Here is a 20,564-nt window from a genome sequence, read left to right as displayed (position 1 = left end):
TTTTACTCTGCCTTATTAAAGCAGGCTCGCTTCAAACCATCCTTAACAGATAGAGGCGGAGTCCAACCCAATAATTCTTTAGTCCTAGTGATATCTATCTGCAGGTTGCTACACAGCCGTTTTGCTAGATCCTCCCTGCCTAAAAATCTTGCTCCCAAACCAATAAGACCCATTGGAACTGGAATTAATCTAGATTTAATATTCATAACTGATGCTGTAAGTTGCAGTAACTCAGTTAGCGAAATATCCTCACCGTCGCCAACTAAAAATGTTTGGTTTCCTGCCGCCGGATGAATTAAACACAATTCGATAAAGTTGATGAGATTATCCAGAGATATAAAGCTGCGAGAATTCCGAATTGCTCCAAGCGGTAGCGGAAAGCCCATCTTTTGCAATTGAATTAGTGACAAGAAATTGCCCTTTACACCGGGACCGTAGACCAAAACCGGTCGAATAATAGTAACTTTCATTGCCGTATTTCTCGCAATAAGTCGAAGCCCCTCTTCTGCCTCATACTTTGAAATACCATAAGGGTCTTCTGGACATGGCTTATCAGAATCTGTAAATGGCTTTCCTTTTTGGGTTGATTCTCCATTAACTTTAATTGAACTTAAAAAAATAAATTTCTTAACCCCCGCCTTAGCCGCTTGCCTAGCCAGATTGAGAGTACCTTCAACATTAACTCTTCGAAAATCTAATAGAGGATTAATTGACATATCATTCATGACGTGAACTCGCGCAGCTGTATGAATAACAGAATCAATACCAATTAATACATCCGACCAATTAGTCTCTGGACCAATTTCACCAACCTCAAATAATGGACACTTTATTGACCAATTATTTGGCTTAACTCTAACAGCAGCAACTGTATGAATGCCGCTCTCAATTAAATAATTTAGTAGGCTTTTACCAATAAATCCTGTTGCCCCAGTAATGAGATTAATAGAACCCCTCCTCTCTCTGAACTTTACCAATCAAGTTTGACTTTTGGCCTTTTTAAGAGAACTTCTAGTGCTGTGATTAGCTTCTCTTTATTAAACTCTTTAATACTAAATTCTATGCCCTTTTGCCCCATTTCGGCACGTTCTTCACTTGTCATACTAAGGAGCTTTAGTACAGAATTTGCCAATCCAAGCGCATCACCAGAAGATATAGAAAGCCCCGAGCCTGAGTCAATAATAACTTTTGCGCCCTCACCATTAAGCATTCCCAATATCGGCTTTCCTGCTGATAAATAAGACTGTAATTTAGCAGGAATAGTTAATGCAAAAATGGGCTCGTCTTTTAAAGAAACAAGCAATGCATCAGCCTGATCGAAAAATAAAGGCATGGCCTCCAATGGATGCTGACCAAATAAAAAAATACATCCCTCTAGATTTCGAGATTTAATCTGATCAACTAACCAGCCATACATCCGACCACTTCCTATAATTAACCAGCGCACCTCAGATCGATCTCTTAAAATCTCAGCAGCAGCTAGAATGGACGGAAAATCCTGTGCCTCACCAATGTTTCCGGTAAAAATAATATTAAATTTCTTGGCTTTTATCCCTAAGTTCTCTATAGAAAATCGATTGACTGGTTGCTGGAATTTTTCAGCCCAGCTAGGGAAATATTCTATGCAAGTATTATCGCCAGCATATTTTCTAATTTGCGGAATGAAGCTTTTAGACTGAGCAAGAATAACATCACATCTTTTATAAATAAATGAAACTAATTTTCTAATAAAAAATAAAATTACTTTGTGCCTGACCACTCCGATCGCCTCTAACGTCTCAGGCCACAAATCTAAAACCCAAAAGACTAAAGGAACATTTTTTAATGCCCTCAATAAAACTGCCGGCAATCCAACTGTAATTGGGGATGGCTCGTAAGTAAATATTGCATCATAACGCCTTCCCCGCAGTCTCCAAGCCCCAAAAATTGAGGCGCTGATGGCAAAAGTAAAGTAATTTAATGCCAACTTAATTTTATTATTTCCCCGGCTCACCATAGGTACGCGAATAACTTGAGCGCCGTTATAAGCAGAATAAAATTTTGGATTTTCAATGTATGACTGAAAAACTTTGCCTTCAGGATAATTTGGTAGACCGGTTAATATTGAAACATCATGACCACGCTCTATTAGCTCTGAAACCAAATCATTGATTCGAAAATTTTCAGGCCAAAAGTATTGTGAGACTACAAGTATCCGCATGAATAAATCGACTTAATATTTTTTCCATATTACTCTATTAACATAATCAGTATAGCTATGTATTATTCGCAGGACCTTTGCTGACACATTCATAGAGTCATAGTCGGAAACTATTTTTATAACTTCACTATCGTCACCTTGATCTCTTCTAGGCTGATTGTTTAAAATGGTCAATCCCTGATTCACTCGGTCAGCTTCAAGACCAACCATCATCACAACAGCCTCTTCCATTGCCTCTGGACGCTCATGAGCTTGACGCAAATTTAATGCAGGAAAATCTAATATTGATGATTCCTCGCTTATAGTGCCACTGTCAGATAATACAACGCGAGCATGAATCTGCAGCTTGTTATAGTCACTAAAACTTAATGGCTTAATTAATTGCACATTAGGGTGAAATATTGTTCCGGTTTTATCAACTTTATTTTTTGTCCTGGGGTGAGTAGATACAATAACTGGAATTCCATAATCCTCTGCCAACATATTTAATAAGACTACAAGCTTAGAAAAACATTTCTGAGATTCGATATTTTCTTCACGATGCGTACTCACCAAAAAATATCCATTCTTTTTTAAATTAAGTCGCTCCAGAACATTCGACATTTGAATTTTAGGTAAATAGTGCATTAATACTTCGCGCATTGGACTACCTGTTTTGATTACTAAATCAGGCTGAATCCCCTCTCGTAACAAATATTCGCGAGCAATCGTGCTGTAGGTTAAATTAACATCAGCTGTGTGATCAACAATCCGTCGATTAATTTCTTCTGGAACTCTTTGATCAAAACAGCGATTACCTGCCTCCATATGAAAGATTGGAATTTTTCTTTTTTTTGCAGCGATAACTGATAATGCGCTATTTGTATCCCCCAAAACTAGCATGGCATCGGGCTCAACCTCTTCAAGCACCTTATCAATTTCGATAAGTAAATTACCAATTGCCTGAGATGGTCCACTGACGTTTTGAGTAATGTTTAGATAAAAATTAGGCTCACGAATACCCAGATCGTTAAAAAAAATTTTATTGAGCTCGAAATCATAATTTTGCCCCGTATGAACTAAAACGTGATCGCAATAATTGTCTAACCTAGACAATACCCTTGATAATCTTATTATTTCAGGGCGCGTACCAACTGTTGTCAAAACTTTTAATTTTTTCATAGTCAATGTTCAATAGAATAAGAAAATGTATCCGGTTGAGATCTGTCAAATATTTCATTTGCCCAAAGCATTACGATTAATTCATCGTTACCAATATTAGTAATATCATGTGCCCAGCCAGGTATTGTTTCCACAACCCTAGACTCCTCATCAGATACAACTAATTCATAATATTGATTAGAATGCATGTTTTTAAATTTAAAACAAGCTCGTCCTTTAATAATTAAAAATTTTTCAGTTTTTGTATGGTGGTAATGCCCACCACGAGTAATACCTGGGCCTGCAGTGAAGTATGAAAATTGTCCACAATTTGAAGTCTTAAGAACTTCTACAAAGATACCCCTTGTATCTGAATAGCGAGGCAGAGAATAAGAAAAAGATTCAACTGGTAAATAACTTACATACGTTGAATACAGCGCACGTATTAATCCACTGCCCACACAATCAGTAAGCAAATCAACTTGACTTTTTTTAAATGCCTTTATCAACTTTGCAATTTCACCAACCTTAACCTGGTAAATGGGCTCAGGAACAACAAAGCCATCTAGATTTTTTGTAACCTCAACGCCGTCCATCAAATACAAAAAATTCTGGATCAAATCTTCTACATAAAGTAGATGCATTATCGCTTCTGAATCATCTACTCGAATTGGCAACCCACGGGAAATATTGTGGCAAAAAGTTGCCACTACAGAGTTGTAATTTGGCTTTGCCCATTTACCAAACACATTAGGCAATCTATAAACATAGATATCGACACCTGTTTTTATATTAAGTTCAAAGACCGCTTCCTCAGCAAGGCGCTTGCTTATCCCATACTCATTATCTGCACTAGCTTGAATTGAGGAGGTATAAATTAATTTAGGTTTTTTGCCGGTACGCGCTATTTCGAGAGTAATTGCACTACAAATCGCCAACGTTAAATCAACATTACCTAATTTAAACTCATCTATATTAACTGGGCGATTTACGCCAGCCAAATGAAAGATTATGTCTATGTCTCGAACCATTTCTGTTAGAGAATCAATATTTTGCTCCCTAGAAAAGGACCTTATCTCGATATTTTTGCGCTCAGCCAAATGGAGTTGCAAGTTACCTCCAATAAATCCATTTGAGCCGGTAATTAAAACTTTCATTTTATTTTGGCTTAGACATTGAACAGTCACCTGATAATTGATGTTGCATCAATTCAAGCTTAAGTAAGAGCTCCTTCATTTCATTGACGTCTAATCGATATGTATTGTGAGAGCTATAGTCTTCGCCATGTGTGCACAAAGTATTATTTTTCTCACCCTGATCTACAAATTTAGAGTAATTTAAATCGCGCGCGTCAGAAGGTATTCTGAAATATTTACCCAGATCATGAGCACGCGAGATCTCCTCACGGCCTAGCAAAACTTCGTAGAGCTTTTCACCATGACGAGTGCCAATAACTGAGACTGGATGCTCTAACTTATTTGTCAACTCTAATATTGCTTGAACTAGAACCTTCACAGTTGAGGCTGGAGATTTCTGCACAAAGATATCACCATTTTCACCACTCTTAAATGCGTACAAAACAAGATCTACAGCATCATCTAGGGTCATCATAAATCTAGTCATTTCTGGATCTGTGACGGTTATGGGATATCCAGATTGCAGTTGTTGTAAAAATAAGGGAATCACAGATCCTCGCGAAGCCATAACATTGCCGTATCGAGTTCCGCAAATAATAGTATTAATTCCACCAAGGTTACGACTAGCAGCTACCATAACTTTTTCCATCATGGCCTTGCTTATACCCATCGCGTTAATGGGATATACAGCCTTATCTGTACTTAAGCACACAACGCGAGATACTTTAGCTGCAATTGCAGCATCAAGAACATTATCAGTTCCCAACACATTGGTTTGAAAAGCTTGCATTGGATAAAATTCACAAGATGGCACCTGTTTCAGAGCGGCAGCATGAAATACATAATCCACTCCACGCATAGATTCGGACAAACTTCTCCTATCACGCACATCTCCAATATAGAATTTAAGTTTTGGATTACTATAGCTTTTGCGCATATCGTCTTGTTTTTTTTCATCTCGACTGAAAATGCGAATCTCACCAATATCGGTACCTAGAATGCGGGAAAGGACGGCATTTCCAAAAGAGCCTGTTCCACCTGTAATAAGTAAACATTTATTTTTAAACATATTTTTTGCAAAGTATAAAACGCAAATTACCCATCAAATCCTCATATTCTTTATCCATAACTTATTTAGGCACCAAAAAATAGTTTTTCTTTATCTGCTGCAGAAGGATAATTAATTAAGACAGCACGATATTTACCTTTAAAGATAAAGTAGCTTCCTGCACCGAGACCAATCACTCCAAACTTTTTAACTACTTGTAAAAAATGCTCTGGGGAACCAGCACCCCCTATGATCGTAATTGGTAGACTAACTGTATTCAGAGCCATTTCTATGAGATTTAAATCAAAACCTTGCATAGCACCATCCCGATCAACTGAATTGATGACTATCTCCCCAGCACCCATAGATTCTATACGCTGTAAGGCATCAGTTAAACCCACTTCAATACTTACCGTATTGTTAGTTGTTGTAATCTTGTAAGTGTTTTTTTCATGATTAACCTCAACATCAATCACTATTGATACACTTTGACTACCCACTTTTTTTGCAACATCTGAAATCAATTGAGGCATAGCAAAAGCTGCTGAGCTAAGAGCAATTTTCTCCACACCAAGATCAAGAATTTTAAGTGCTTGATCTGTATTATTTATGCCGCCTCCATAACATAATGGCATTCTACATACCGATGCCAGTGACTCAATTAGGTCATATCTTGGTTCTTGATTATGTGCGGTTGCATCAATATCTAGAACTATCAACTCATCTACATTTTTCTCATTGAAAATTTTTACAGCGTTTAACGGATCACCAACATATTTTCTATTGGAAAAATTAATAGTCTTAACAAGGCCATTATTTGCTAGGAGCAAGCAAGGTATTAATCTAGGCCTTAACATCAGTCAATTTTGAAAAATTATTTAACAACTGAATACCTTGATCATGACTTTTCTCTGGATGAAATTGCACGCCATAAACTTCATTTTTATTAACTCCACAAAAAAATTTCTCCCCATGGCATACCTCCAATATTCCTTGAGACTTATCCACAGGATCAAAATAATATGAGTGTAAAAAATAAAATCTTTCTAAATCTGAAATTCCGTCCATTAGTAAATTTCTACGCGCCAGTTTAACCTCATTCCAACCCATATGCGGCAGCCTTACACCTTCACGCCCCTTAATTCTTTTAACAGAGCCGCTTATCCAGCCCAAGCCCGGCAAAGACCCCTCCTCACTTTTATCAGCAAGCATTTGCATTCCTACGCATATGCCAAGCACGGGCATCTTTTCTTCCAAAATGAGATCGCTAAGTGGGCCAATTAATCCAGACTCATTGAATTTAAACATTGCATAATCAAACGATCCTACGCCAGGCAAAATAAAACCAGAACACCCTTCTAGTTCATTTTTTGAAGTAACAACTTTCGCTGAAATCTTTAGAGATTCGTATACATTTAAAATGGCTTTAATATTTCCAGACCCATAACTGATGATGCCTATCATTTATTTCTCTTTTTTGTTTTTTCCACGCCAATTAAGTTTAAAAATAAGGCACCCAACTTGAATAGTTTTTCTGAATTTTTATAGTCCCAATAATAATATTTTTTCATATGCAAATATTTAGTAAGTTCATCTACACTAATACCCAATTTTGTTGCGATATATTTAAATTCTTCATCAATTTTTTCCAAATCATAAGATGGAGATTTCAACCTTTCTAATGCATCATCTCTAGTCATTTGATTTGTCAAAATTAGACTTGAAAATTGAACCTTTCTAACATCGTAACCAAATCTAGTTGGCAGCCAATAACCCTCATAAAACTTTGTAAACCGAGATTCAAAGTGTTTCTGAGGGTAACTTCTCCATCCATATTCTTTTTCAAGCTCCGCTGCCGCCTCGGACTTTACATAAGAAATATAATTTAATGGTTTAAATAACTTAACCCCCCTAAGGTACCTCAAATATAGTCTGTGAAAGAGAACAGAGCTAAATGGATAAGTTTCCAAAAAATTTGAGCAGAATTTTTTACGTATGTCATTGATGAATCGCATATCAGTTCCATAATAGAACCATGACATCGGATACTGAACACATTCGGTTGAGATATTTCCGCCATTCAATATATACTTAATACGATATTTATTTGCAAAGTGATACAAGGTTGTTAGATTTGCATGATCCTGAGGTATATCTAGATTTGGGACACCAGATTTAAACAGAGCAAGCTGAAAATCTTTCATTTCATCCCAATTAATAACATGGGTATATAAATCAACATTTAGCTTTTCAACTAATACATTTATATTATGAACAGCAAGCTCTGAATTCCATCCGCAATCTACATGAAATACAAGCGGACGTAGCCCTAATTTTTTCACTACATAATGAAGCATATAGGAGCTATCCATACCGCCACTCAACCCCAGCAAGCAATCAAATTCTTTTCCTTCGCCTTCCTTCCTAATGGCTTCAATATTTCTCTCAAATTCTACGTGTCCATACGCACCGAATTGCCACCGAGGAAGAACCTGGTTAACAAAATCATGATAATGGTCTGAAATACCATTTTGGTCGAACTTAATGGATGGATCGGTGGTGTCCATGATGGTCTTATTGCAAATTTGGTAAGAAATATTCATAGAACCTTATTTATAAAACCGCTTAAACTGCTGCATTACATTTTCTACGATATTTTTCCTTCGATCAAATGCCCAAGCCATGATTTTAAGATTATCTTTTACAGTTTTATGCAGGTAAATATCAGGATTGTAAAGTGACGATATGATTCTAATATATTTCCATTTGTTGTAAGAATTATCTTCTGGTTTAATTTGATACCGACCTGAAACACCCAGCGTCTGAATACCAAAATCATATTTAAATGCAAAATAAAAGGGCTGAGAATTGATTTGCATGTTATAAGTTAGGCCGGGATAATAGTCCTCACAAGCTATTTTATTTTTATAAAAATCAACATTAATTATTTTATTAATATCTACGACATAGAAAATGAAAGCTCCTATTCCTCTAAAGAAGAATCTTGGATAACTACTATGCCACAATATAATTCGGTTTTGAATTGTTTTCTCGAGATCTATGCTCTCTATTTTTTCGCTTACAATTTTTGAAGTTAACTCATTAGACTTGTAATGAATTGCATATAAATCCTCATCATCATGCCTCGGCATTTCATTGAGATTAATAGTAGAGCCTGGAAAAAGTAACCAAGGGATAAAACCAGAGCCTTTTAAAAATGATTTTGCCTCAAAGCAATTTTTAACAAATTTATTTACCTGAGAATTATCCTCTTTGGAAAAAGAAACATAACTTGCGAACGGTATGATCAATTTAGGCTGAAATGCAATAGCTTGGTCTAGCATTTTGACAAATACGTTTTCTGCCTGAATTTTATCTTTTTCCGGAATACCTTCAGATCCCGCAATAGCAAATTGAGTTAACAAGACGGCAATATTATTAAATTGCTTTTTCAGTTTTTGACACTCGGTTCCCGACAATTCAGCATCATTGAGATTAATAATCACTTGACCATCATTATCAATTATTAAAGCACTATCTAAATGTCTATGCTGATAAACGTATGCAAAAACTTTTTTTGAGAGATTTATACGCTCCATATGCTTAGTAAGCAGAAACTTGCAATACCCAATCTTTTTTAATGCGTTTACAACTTTATTTGAATTATTCTTTTGATAAATTACACAGACCTTTTTCTTAAATTCCTCGCTAAATCCTATTAGTGTTGGAAAATGCATATGGTCTGGATGCTCATGGGAAATGTATAAATGTGTTATCCCTCGTAATTCATCATCGGTAAGCATTGCTGATGATGGGTTTAGAGACCAGCCATCATTAAAAACATCACCAGCAAACCAAGGGTCACATAAAATCCTTAAATCATCCAGATAAATAATTATTGATGCATGGCTAAGAAATTTTATTATCATGAATTTAGTTGATAGTCATATTTTATTATGAATAGTTTTTAGAAATACAAAATCTAGTAGTGCTCGGAAAAGATCATGCTCCCTGCAATCGATAAGTGATCATTGACACGGTAGGTAGGAACTCCTAATTTATCAACTGGAAAACTATCATCATAATACTTTCTTGTACTGAAAATTTTAATTGAGGTTTTTTCCTTGACTATCTGAAGCAACATGTCGTATTTTTCAAAGTCTGTACCGTATTCTGACCTAGAAAGATTGCAACTATAGTTATAAGATATAGGTCGCAAGCTAAAGCAGCTTCGAATATCTTGCTTCAGTCCAAGTGTTGGTGTGTCATAGATTAAAATGACTTTCTTTCCATGTTTCTCTAGCATTCTAATTGTCCTCAGAAAACCCCAGAGAAAATCGTTATAGTTATTTTTTTCCAGTTTTTTACTTTCCCAAATATCCTTAAATTCAAAGTTATTGCTGAAATATATAGAATGATGGAATGATATATAAACTGTTTTTATTGTTGAACTTTTTAATATTTGACTGTATATATTATTTGTTTTGTAGCATTCAAATGGACCCGTTGAGCGCTTATCATTAATTAAATCAAATCCAAATATTGGTGGACAACCGCCAGCCCCAATATTTAATAAATTCATATTTTTCTTTAGTAGAAATTCGCTTAAACCAGGGTAGAATTGATTCGCATGTGAATTCCCTATTAGCGCAACATCCGGCGGAAGACTAATATTCTTTATTTTACAGTAATGATCCCCATAAGTTGCATACTTAAATTTACACCCTAAATCTATGTTTTGCGTACTATCCCACTCGAACTGCTTCAAGATATCCCGCTTCCTATCAATTCTATGGCTCACTCCATCTTTCCTATAAACCCACTGCCCACAGGGTAATACCCCCATCTTTAACTTAAGCTAAAAGTAGAAGCTGGTACTGCAAGCGCTAGTTTTTGCTTTGGTGTAATTCCACCCAAGCCCATGTTTGGCCTTTCATGATTGTATGTCCACATCCAATCGGTAGCAAAGTCTTGAACTTCATCAATTGACTCAAAGAGGTATTGATTAAGCCAATCGTAACGCACGGTGCGGTTGTATCTTTCAATATATGCATTTTGTTGTGGCTTACCTGGTTGGATATAAGTTATCTCTATTTGGTGTTTCGCAGTCCATTGCACAAGCACGCTACTGATGAGTTCCGGCCCATTATCGCAACGTATTTTTAAAGGCTTGCCACGCCACTCAATCACTTGATCGAGTGAGCGAACCACTCTGGCTGCTGGCATAGAAAAATCAATATCAATGGCCAAAGCCTCCCGATTAAAATCATCAATCACATTAAATAGGCGGATGGATCTGCCATCGTGCAACTGGTCATGCATAAAATCAATGGACCAGGTGTCATTGATACCTTCAGGCACTGCCAATGGCACAGGCTTCTCGCGCACCAAGCGTTTATGGGGCTTGATCCGGAGGTTCAGTTCTAACTCCCGGTAGATGCGATAGACCCGCTTATGGTTCCAGGTAAAGCCTTTGACGTTACGTAAGTACAAGAAGCAAAGCCCAAAACCCCAGTTCCGTTGATTTTGGGTGAGGCGTACCAGTCAATCGGCAATGAGGGCATTGTCGGTCGATAGCTTCGGGTGATAGCGATAGCAAGTCTGACTAATGACAAAGGTATCGCAAGCTAAACGGATACTCATTCGGCCACTGTGAACTTGTTGGCTGGCCATCTCGCGCCTACGAGATGGCCGAGTTACTTTTTTTGTAAGACTTCTTTAAGGACATCAGCTTGGAGCTGAACCTCCGCATACATCTTCTTTAAGCGAGCGTTCTCAGCTTCAAGTTCTTTAACGCGAGACATTAGTGAGGCATCCATACCGCCATACTTGGCGCGCCACTTGTAAAAGCTAGCAATGCTAATGCCGTGTTCACGGCATAGCTCTGGGGCTGGCATGCCAGCCTCGGCTTGTTTGAGGATGCCCATGATTTGGCTATCAGTAAAACGGGAGGTTTTCATAGAATTTCCTTTAAATCAAACAACTTAGAAATTCTACTTTTAAGTCAGGTTAAGGGGTGGGAGTATTACCATCACATCGGCATCAAAATAACCTGATTCTCCCCATAGAAGCATATTAGAAATAAAACTAGTTCCTCCAAAAATATGCCTCCCTAATTGTTTATACTCATCAGCCAATAAAGCAAACCATCCAAAAATAAAACATGTAACCAAAACAACAATGAGCGCAGGGAAAATCCCCTTAATTCGCCTCACATAGAAATCTTTAAAGCTAAAAATATCTTGATCAAGCTTGATGAAAGTAATAGTTGAAATTAAATAGTCAAATATTACAAAAAATATATCTACGCCAACAAAACCACTTGGTAATAAATTTTGGAATGCATGAAAGATGACAACTGCACTCACCGCCATTCCGCGCATTCCATCCAGATCGGGCCTATAATTTATCCCAGTCATTGCTATAAATAAGGCATTTTCAACGAATAAAAGATTTATATTTTGTCACATGTTTAATAGTGATTGGTATTGGTTAATTTGATTAATGGTAGTTTTTCTAACATCTTCTTCGTGTAATTTTTTGCTCCAATCGACGACTAATGACAATGCTTCTTCTAGCGATAATTGCGCTCTCCAATTGAGTCTATTTTGAGATTTTGTTGTATCAAGTTTAAGATAGCTAGCTTCATGTTGCTGAACTATATTATTGGCATTCAAAATAGAGCCGCCACCCCAAATATTAACCAACCTCTCAGCAACCCAAGCCACATTTTTCGCATCCTCAGGAGATGGGCCAAAATTCCATGCTTCTGCATATGCATCGCCAAATTCGTATAATCTCTGGGCTAGTATTAAGTATCCGCTCAATGAATCGAGTACATGCTGCCACGGTCTTATTGAACTTGGATTTCTAATTGTTACCCTCTCTCCAGATACAAGAGCGCGAATAATGTCAGGAATTAGCCTATCCTTTGACCAGTCTCCTCCACCTATTACATTTCCCGCTCTTGCACTAGCAACGGCAACTTTTTGACCGTCTATTCCACTGGAATTGAAAAATGATTTCCTAAAGGCAGATGTGATTAACTCAGAGCATGCCTTGCTGTTACTGTAGGGATCATGCCCACCTAAAGTATCATCCTCCCGGTAACCCCATATCCACTCTCGATTCTCGTAGCATTTATCTGTTGTTATATTTATTACTGCAGCAACAGATGAACAGGATCTAATAGCTTCAAATAAATTTACAGTCCCCATTACATTGGTAGAGTAAGTCTCAACAGGATTGTTGTATGATTCTCGTACTAATGGCTGAGCTGCCATATGAAAAACTATGTCTGCGTTCGAGCAGATTAACTCTCTTTTTAGTGACCCAAGGTCACGAACGTCTCCAACAATGGAGGCCATTCCCGATTCAACTTTAGCTAAATTAAATAAAGACGGATTCGTTGGGCTAGCTAAGGCGAACCCAGTTATCTCTGCGCCTAGATTCTGTAACCATAAACTTAACCACGATCCTTTAAATCCGGTATGGCCCGTAATAAAAACTTTCTTGCCCAACCAAAATTCATGCATTTTCTACATATCTCCCAAGGTATTATGAGCAAACTAATATGAAAATTTATATTGTATTCGGAGTTTATCAAACACAGCAGTTTAAAAAATACCGGGTATATTTTTAATTCACATTCTCACATGCATGTAAATATACTCCACATAAAAACTTCAATTATTTGATTTAGATGCGCCTAAAATAATATATCCATAATAATTATGCCCTAATCAATAAGAATTTTTATTAATTAATTTTAAAAAAATAAATTTAAAAGTCTATCTGTCCACGAATGCTATGAATACTTTATGGATAAATAATTCCTTTTTGATTTTTTTCAAAATTAAATTGATTAAGTAATTTCTCAATGCCAGAATTAAATTCAACTCTAGTTTCAGTAGGAATAATATCTCTATGAATAGAGTCAAAAGTATTTATAATTTTTGGGTATTCTGATTTATGTAAAATTTCTCCATTATTTTTATAAATCAAAATTTTCTTTCCAAATTGCTTATAAATTATTTCTGAAATTAAAAATGCAACTTCTGAAATCCGTAAACTTATTCCGCTTGCCAAGTTATAAGAAATAGTTTTATTTAGTTTTTGATTGAGTAAGCAAACTATCATATTTGCAGCATCCTCGACGTGAATAAAATCACGAATGGGAGAGCCATCAGAAAGTAGTTGTATTTTTTCATCAAAGATGGCTTGTCTACAAAGGTCATTAACGACAAACCATGAGCCTGAGTTATTAGGATATTTTGGGTATCCATAGGTATTTGTCAGCCTAATAAACACTGAATTGATAATATTGCTATATCTTCCGAGTATTGTCTCGCACATAAAATGAGTTAGCGCATAATTATTTCGCAATTCAACTGATGTGTTTTCATCTATAGAAGAAACTTCCAACTGACTTCCATACACTTGTGCAGTAGAAAGATAGATTAAATTGTAACTCTTTTTATTTTTAGATATTGCATTTACTAAATATGCAAGTGGTAGGACATTATTTTCGATCGCTAAAGTTAATGATTCTTCACATAAAAAATGATTACTTGATGCCAAATAAATGAAATTCTCATATCCGGAATGGATTATTTCGTCTAGATATTCACTATTATTTAAGTCACCTTCATGCGTAAATTTAGCGCCTTGCAAAATAGAGCTCTCTTCTGCATTACCTCTACTTCTGTAGCATAAAGCAATCTCCTTACCGTGACTAAGCAGTTTATCTGATATGTGCCCCCCTAAATAACCCAATGCACCAATGATGCATACAGTCTCTTTACTCATATGACTAGAAAATTATTCAATTTTTAATTTACTGAGTGCTTTTTATTGGCTGGATAAAGTATTTTTTGATTAATCACATCCTTGAAGGTTACACAGACCGCCTCCTTCTTTAGTAATTTTGCTATAAAGAGTTCTAACTCATTTGCAATGTTCCACGGAAATATAATAATCACATCAGGCTGATCATTCTCTAAATTGCTTGGGCTCACGATTGGAATGTGCCCTCCAGGGGTGTAGCGCCCTATTTTCATTGGGGCCTGATCATAAATACAATCAATTAAATCAGGACCAATTCCAATATAATTCAACAAGGTCATGCCCTTAGCAGCCGCGCCGTATGCAACAGTTTTCTTACCAGATTTTTTATTATTTATAAGAAATTCTAATATATTAAGTTTTATAGATTCAACTTTCTTTTTGAAGCCACCATATGTTTCAATTTCCTGAAGTCCATGTGCTTTTTCTTCATTAAGTATTCTATCAACCGCACCAGAAATTTTGATTATTTGGTTATCATTATGAGTTCCATAAATTCTTAAACTACCACCGTGGGTATCAATTTTTTCAACATCATAAATTTTAAGGCCATGTAAACTAAATATTTTCATAACAGTGTATAGGGATAGATAAGAATAATGCTCATGATAAATAGTATCAAATTGCACCTTCAACAAAAGTTCCATAACATGAGGAAACTCTATTGTTACTGTCCCATTTAAATCTAATAGTAATTGCAGACCTTTCGTAAAATCATTTATATCTGGTACATGAGCATAAACATTATTGCAAACGATAAGATCAGCTCTTTTACTTTCTCTAGCAATTTTCTCTGCAACTTCTGCGCTAAAAAATTCCTTAAGAACTGGAATGCCTTTCTTTTCACAGATAGCAGCCGTACTACTAGTTGGCTCTATACCTAAACATGGAATTTTTTTTTCAACAAAATTTTTAAGTAAATACCCATCGTTTGATGCTACTTCAACCACAAAAGATTTATCATTAATTTTTAATCGTTTCACTATGTCATTGCTAAATACTTCTGCATGCTTAAGCCATGATGTAGAAACACTCGAAAAATACGCGTACTGTTCATTGAATATATTTTCTTTTTTTGCGTAATCCTCCGTCTGAACAAGGTAACAAACATTACAAACAACCACTCTTAACGGAAAATATTCTTCCATGTTAAATAAACCACTTTTTTGCACATACGAATTTGAAGGAGGAGAAAAACCAAGGTCTAAGAATTGAGTAAGATTGCTTGAATCACAATGTCTACATTTCATTAATGTTAACTCCCATGAAATTAGCGTTGATCATTTCAATATCTCGGTCTTTTGATGAAAGATTTTTAATTTCCAATGGCCAACTAATAGATAAAGAGGGATCTTTTACATTTAAGCCTTTTTGATATGACTCCGCATAAAATTCTGAATGTATGTATATTAATTTTGTATTATCTTCTAGAACTTGAAAACCATGGGCAAAACCTTCGGGTACTATTAATGCGCTATCAGAATCTTCGGACAGTTCCTCAATATGATATTGCAGAAAAGTAGTAGACCCCGCTCTGATATCAACTACAACGTCCCATACTCTGCCTGATTCACACATTATTATTTTTTTTTCTGAAAATGGTGGCTGCTGATAGTGGAGCCCCCTTACTGTTCCCCTGTAATAATTTGTGCTTCTATTAATTTGAACAATTGGTTTATCCCAACCAACTTTTGATAATTCATTCGTGCAAAATATCCTGGAAAACTCTCCACGGTCATCTTTAAAAGGATTCCTCACCATTCTAAAAAGTCCAGAAAAATTAAGTTTTTCAATAAAAATTTTTTGCATAACTACTCACTATTTTTTAAGCAAATTTATATAGAGAAATCATTCCCATAATTTCCATGGGCAATGACTATGCTGCCACAACTTTTCTAATAATAATTTTTCTCTGAGTGTATCCATAGATTGCCAAAATCCATTATGCTTAAAAGCGGTTAGTTCGCCTACTTTAACAATTTTATTGATAACTTCGGCTTCAAATACGGATTCATCTCCGTCTATATAGTTGAATATTTCTGGCGATAAAACAAAGAAGCCTCCATTTATTCTTGCTCCGTCCCCTTTTGGCTTTTCGTTAAACTCTAAAACAGTATCACCATCAATAACTAATGCTCCATATCTCCCTGGAGGCATCACAGAACACACTGTTGCTAACTTTCCGCGTGCTTTGTGAAAATTTATTAGTTCAACAATATTGACATTGGATAAACCATCCCCATAAGTCATACAAAAGGGCTCTTGATTATCTAAGTATTGTTTCACCCTCTTCAATCTTCCACCAGTTTGAGTTAATTCTCCAGTATCTACGAGAGTTATTGACCAAGGTTCAGTTTGTCTATGATGAACTTTAAGGCTATTGTCTTTTAAATTAAATGTAACATCGGAAGTATGTAACGCATAGTTAGCAAAATACTCCTTAATGACGTATCCCTTATATCCACAACAAACTATAAAGTCAGTAACTCCATAATAAGAGTATATTTTCATTATGTGCCATAGAAGTGGCTTTCCACCTACTTCAACCATTGGCTTTGGCCTAAGATGAGTTTCTTCTGAAATACGCGTTCCCAATCCCCCGGCCAATATAACTGCTTTCATACTTTATCCTTTGTAAATATTTCATTCCACAATTTATTAATTTTATTATCGGAGCAATTGTCATTTAAATATTTAGCAGCATTATTCATATAGGCAAGACGTACTTTTTCACTTGAAATTAATGTTTTAGTTTTTTGTATCATTTCATTCATATTGCTACCAAAGAAATTCAAATCTGCACCCCTCATTACTCTCTCATAGGATGGGGTTTTTGTAGTCACTACCGGTATTCCTATTTCCCATAAAAGAAGCAACTTATTTTCAGGCTTACACATCATTACAGGATCATTTGGAATTGGTATTATTGCGATATCGCAAGCAGAACATATTGCTGAGAAAGTTACGAGGTTCCAGTCGTATAAATGAAAATAAATATCGGTGTTTTTAAAAATATCAGTTAAGAGTGAATATGTCTGGGTACAATTAAGTTTGCTTGATATTTTGCAATACAATGGATCAGTCACTACATGCAAATGGACCTTGCCACCTGATAAACCCTGAAGAATCTGCTTTAGGTGATTAAAACATTCAGCATTACCATGTGATAGCCCCTCCCAAAATACATGAATCTCATTTTTTCTTACTAATTTATAACTTCTCTTCTTAAAAAATATCTCCTGAGAAACGCTTTCTCTCATAACTACTACATTTTGATGAAGTTTATTTAGGTCAATTTTTTGTTCTTCGCTACCACAAATTATTTGATCCGAAACTTCTATCATTTTTTTTATTATTTGCTTATAAGATAAAAAAAAACTTGGATTTTTTCCTTGAAAAAAATATAATATAGACCTTAAAAAATTTTTAAGCCAAGTATCTTTTAATAAATCATCAGATAAATCAAAAATTATTTTTGGTTTATTTTTGCTATTTCGATATCGTTCTTTATACTTTGCCCACAATGCTAAATTACCTGAAATACTCACATATAAAAAATCATAATCCTTATTGAAATTAGCTTTTTCAAAGATAATGCCAGATTTATTTAAGTAGTGAACATATCGCCTCCTGTCTGCCGGATGATCAAATTCATCATTATTTGGTACAACCCCAATTTTCATATCGTCCCTACCCTTTTAATGCTTTTAAATATATTCTTAAATAATCATCTGCGATTTTAGTGGATGAAAAGTTTTTAACAGCAAAATCTTCAATCGCGCTTCGATTTAGGCCAATTAATTCTTTTAGCGCCTCTTGATAGTGAGTTAAATTTGAATCAAGATTAATAACGGATCCAAGTCTATTTTCTAATAGCAATCTAGAAGCCGCTCCTACATTCTCATTGACAATAACTGGCAATCCGCAAGCTAAATATTCTATAACCTTGGTTCCAAGCCTGCTATCGGAATCAATTTGATTTGGCAGGGCATGTAGGCCTATGTCGGCAGCAGAAAGATATCCACTTATTTCAGAGAATGTTGGCTCTATTAAAATAACCTTTGAAGTATCTGCCTCTATCTTACCCAGCAAGTTAGATACAGTTTTATTATTCTCGGCTGTTAATAATAATAATTTTGAGTTATCAATTTTAAGAATAGAATTAAATAGCTTTATTAGCGACTGTGTATTAACACCTGATTGACCAAAACTTCCCAAATAAACGAAAACATAACTATTCTCAAGTTGGTATTTTGATCTAATAGACTGTCTTTTTAATACGTCAAAGGAAAATGATCCCTGATCAAATGATATAGGTATTAAATTAATAGCTAAATTTTTTACCTTATTTTCATAGTGCTGAATCATCGGCTTAGAAACTACGCATATTTGATTAGCAGAAATCAAACATTTACGCTCTTCACCCAATAGGTATTTATGAACTGTTGATCCTTCTATGAGATCACCAGTACTTATATTTTCATCTATCCATATACTCCTTGTGTCAAAAATTAAATTTTTATGATTAAAATTTGAGAGCGAGAACATTGGTAAATAACTACGAACATGTATTAACTTATACCTCTTGATTCTCAATATTACTAACCAAATATACAAATAAAATTTTACAAATTTAGTGTATATTAAACTTTTCAATGCATTCCTTAATGGAAGCATAAATGGTATATATATAATATTTATATTAATATTATTTTGTCTAATAAAATTCCTGCACATAAAAAGAGTATTTATGTGCGATAGTAATTTCCAAGGCCTATTAATACATATTAGGTCTATGCTGTAATTCTTATTTTTTTTTGAGATTGCCGCTAACTTATTGAGTACCTGAGTCTTGAATAGTCCGCTAGATATATCTTCAATTGTGAAATAAGCTATTTTATACACTTTATATGCCATTAAAAATTTTATTTTTATTTATTATAATTGCAGCTATGCTCCAAATAAGAAGGCCTGACACTATACCAGTTGAGATATCTGATATGTTAACTGACACAATAATCATTATCCATAGCCCTAATAGTATATAACTAACACCCCTTTCTTTTAGATTATGACAATTAATTATACCATTGATACTTTTTTTCAGGATATATAAATATAAAGCTTGATTAATCAAATAAGATATAAGCCCATATCTCACTCCTACGCTCAAAATACCAATATCTTGTAATGAAAAATCTAAGTTACTTATCTGATTTTTTGGATAATCATAATATATAAATCTCTCAAATATATATTCAAATGCTAACTTAATCGCAACAATTCTATGATCCCTACTTTGTCCTATTAAAAAATAATCTTCATGACTTATATCGCTACTGTTGAAAATTTTAAACAATGAAAAAAACGTATCAAAAATTTGCTCAGTATAGTAGTTCCTTTCAAATGCTATAAATTCATATGTGGAATAAATTAATATATAAATTATTGTTATATTCAATAATATTAAAAAAATTATTTTTTTAATATTTAATAATTTTAAGTTAGCAATTAAAATTATTAAAAAACCAATAATAGCTCCTAAGATTGGAGCTCTTGTTAGTGTTGCATTCATTGCAATAAAAAATATTATTATAAATAAGAAATTTATTTTTTTTATCTTATTTTTAAATTCGAAATCAATGAATATTTTACAACTAGTCAGGAATATACAAATACTAAACATAAAACTAGTAAGCAGTGGGTCAAATGTTAAAGATGTAACTCTAATTCTGCCCATTTCTAAATATTCATTTAGTGTGCTTCCCATTTTAGCAATTGCATTTATTTCAAATTCTTCATAACCAAACATTAATTGCTTAAGAGAATATATGGACATTATAATACCTGAGTAAATAAATATTTTTAAATACTTATTAAAAATAAAATAATTATTTATTGATTTTTTACTATAAATAAATACTGGAATCATAAATAAAATATTTATGATATTTATAAAATCTTTATTATCGATATCAATGTCATGAACCGAGTATATTATTGAAATTATGTATAAAATAAATAATACATAGATTGTTTGATCTTCCTTATTAATTCCAGATTTACACAGAATTAAAATTGAAATTATCGGTATTAATATATAAGGGAAAAAAAATGCTTGGGTTTCAAAATAAGCTATTAAAAAGTGCACAAAAAATGAATAGCCTAATAGCAATCTCAAGGTCACGTTGAACAT

General features: G+C 34.5%; 19 protein-coding genes and 1 pseudogene. All 20 read right to left on the bottom strand.

What is annotated here, in order from left to right; translation table 11 throughout:
* Window positions 1-2 precede the first annotated feature (2 nt).
* The 20 genes and pseudogenes from ICN21_RS06210 to ICN21_RS06115 all read right to left on the bottom strand — a co-directional run bounded on the left by ICN21_RS06210 (window position 3) and on the right by ICN21_RS06115 (window position 20,564).
* Window positions 3-977 carry an SDR family oxidoreductase gene (locus tag ICN21_RS06210; RefSeq protein ID WP_216861656.1) on the bottom strand — a complete coding sequence of 325 codons (975 nt, stop codon included), beginning with the start codon at window positions 975-977 and terminating at the stop codon, window positions 3-5.
* A complete protein-coding gene (locus ICN21_RS06205) occupies window positions 971-2,143 on the bottom strand; it encodes a glycosyltransferase family 4 protein (RefSeq protein ID WP_255534228.1) in 1,173 nt (390 codons plus the stop codon). The genes ICN21_RS06210 and ICN21_RS06205 overlap by 7 nt, the downstream gene beginning before the upstream one ends.
* Window positions 2,144-2,212: 69 nt before the next feature.
* Window positions 2,213-3,361: a non-hydrolyzing UDP-N-acetylglucosamine 2-epimerase gene (gene wecB / locus ICN21_RS06200; protein WP_216177599.1), complete on the bottom strand. Its 1,149-nt coding sequence runs from the start codon at window positions 3,359-3,361 to the stop codon at window positions 2,213-2,215.
* A gap of 2 nt (window positions 3,362-3,363) precedes the next feature.
* Entirely contained in the window at window positions 3,364-4,497 is a 1,134-nt protein-coding gene (locus ICN21_RS06195; RefSeq protein WP_216177597.1) for an NAD-dependent epimerase/dehydratase family protein, read from the bottom strand.
* A 1-nt stretch (window position 4,498) separates the two neighbouring features.
* A complete protein-coding gene (locus ICN21_RS06190) occupies window positions 4,499-5,545 on the bottom strand; it encodes a polysaccharide biosynthesis protein (RefSeq protein ID WP_216177595.1) in 1,047 nt (348 codons plus the stop codon).
* A 65-nt stretch (window positions 5,546-5,610) separates the two neighbouring features.
* Window positions 5,611-6,381, bottom strand: a complete 771-nt coding sequence (locus tag ICN21_RS06185) for an AglZ/HisF2 family acetamidino modification protein (protein ID WP_216177593.1) — start codon at window positions 6,379-6,381, stop codon at window positions 5,611-5,613.
* The gene (hisH, locus tag ICN21_RS06180; protein ID WP_216177591.1) at window positions 6,368-6,988 is read right to left on the bottom strand and encodes an imidazole glycerol phosphate synthase subunit HisH; all 621 of its coding nucleotides are present in this window, start codon (window positions 6,986-6,988) and stop codon (window positions 6,368-6,370) included. The genes ICN21_RS06185 and hisH overlap by 14 nt, the downstream gene beginning before the upstream one ends.
* A complete protein-coding gene (locus ICN21_RS06175; RefSeq protein WP_255534227.1) occupies window positions 6,985-8,127 on the bottom strand; it encodes an N-acetyl sugar amidotransferase in 1,143 nt (380 codons plus the stop codon). Before ICN21_RS06175 ends, hisH begins: the two co-directional genes overlap by 4 nt.
* A gap of 6 nt (window positions 8,128-8,133) precedes the next feature.
* Window positions 8,134-9,453: an MBL fold metallo-hydrolase gene (locus ICN21_RS06170; protein WP_216177587.1), complete on the bottom strand. Its 1,320-nt coding sequence runs from the start codon at window positions 9,451-9,453 to the stop codon at window positions 8,134-8,136.
* A gap of 53 nt (window positions 9,454-9,506) precedes the next feature.
* On the bottom strand, window positions 9,507-10,325 hold the full coding sequence (locus ICN21_RS06165; protein ID WP_216177585.1) for an SGNH hydrolase domain-containing protein: 819 nt from the start codon (window positions 10,323-10,325) through the stop codon (window positions 9,507-9,509).
* Window positions 10,326-10,372: 47 nt separating this feature from the next.
* Window positions 10,373-11,484, bottom strand: a pseudogene (locus ICN21_RS06160) (IS3 family transposase).
* A 39-nt stretch (window positions 11,485-11,523) separates the two neighbouring features.
* Window positions 11,524-11,907: an acyltransferase family protein gene (locus ICN21_RS06155; protein ID WP_370624058.1), complete on the bottom strand. Its 384-nt coding sequence runs from the start codon at window positions 11,905-11,907 to the stop codon at window positions 11,524-11,526.
* An 81-nt stretch (window positions 11,908-11,988) separates the two neighbouring features.
* The gene (gene rfbG / locus ICN21_RS06150) at window positions 11,989-13,059 is read right to left on the bottom strand and encodes a CDP-glucose 4,6-dehydratase (RefSeq protein ID WP_216177581.1); all 1,071 of its coding nucleotides are present in this window, start codon (window positions 13,057-13,059) and stop codon (window positions 11,989-11,991) included.
* Between the two features lie 283 nt (window positions 13,060-13,342).
* Complete coding sequence (locus ICN21_RS06145) at window positions 13,343-14,332, bottom strand: SDR family oxidoreductase (protein WP_216177579.1); 990 nt, start codon at window positions 14,330-14,332, stop codon at window positions 13,343-13,345.
* Between the two features lie 23 nt (window positions 14,333-14,355).
* Entirely contained in the window at window positions 14,356-15,618 is a 1,263-nt protein-coding gene (locus ICN21_RS06140; protein WP_216177578.1) for a class I SAM-dependent methyltransferase, read from the bottom strand.
* Entirely contained in the window at window positions 15,608-16,177 is a 570-nt protein-coding gene (locus ICN21_RS06135) for a dTDP-4-dehydrorhamnose 3,5-epimerase family protein (RefSeq protein WP_216177576.1), read from the bottom strand. The genes ICN21_RS06140 and ICN21_RS06135 overlap by 11 nt, the downstream gene beginning before the upstream one ends.
* A gap of 39 nt (window positions 16,178-16,216) precedes the next feature.
* Entirely contained in the window at window positions 16,217-16,990 is a 774-nt protein-coding gene (rfbF, locus tag ICN21_RS06130) for a glucose-1-phosphate cytidylyltransferase (RefSeq protein WP_216177574.1), read from the bottom strand.
* Complete coding sequence (locus tag ICN21_RS06125) at window positions 16,987-18,051, bottom strand: hypothetical protein (protein ID WP_216177572.1); 1,065 nt, start codon at window positions 18,049-18,051, stop codon at window positions 16,987-16,989. Before ICN21_RS06125 ends, rfbF begins: the two co-directional genes overlap by 4 nt.
* A gap of 7 nt (window positions 18,052-18,058) precedes the next feature.
* Window positions 18,059-19,285, bottom strand: a complete 1,227-nt coding sequence (locus ICN21_RS06120) for a glycosyltransferase (protein ID WP_216177570.1) — start codon at window positions 19,283-19,285, stop codon at window positions 18,059-18,061.
* Complete coding sequence (locus ICN21_RS06115) at window positions 19,275-20,564, bottom strand: hypothetical protein (protein WP_216177568.1); 1,290 nt, start codon at window positions 20,562-20,564, stop codon at window positions 19,275-19,277. Before ICN21_RS06115 ends, ICN21_RS06120 begins: the two co-directional genes overlap by 11 nt.

Source organism: Polynucleobacter sp. AP-Feld-500C-C5 (genome assembly GCF_018882265.1).
Lineage (GTDB): Bacteria > Pseudomonadota > Gammaproteobacteria > Burkholderiales > Burkholderiaceae > Polynucleobacter.
The sequence above is the reverse complement of the archived record's forward strand: the minus strand, read 5'-3'. Positions and strand labels throughout refer to the sequence as shown.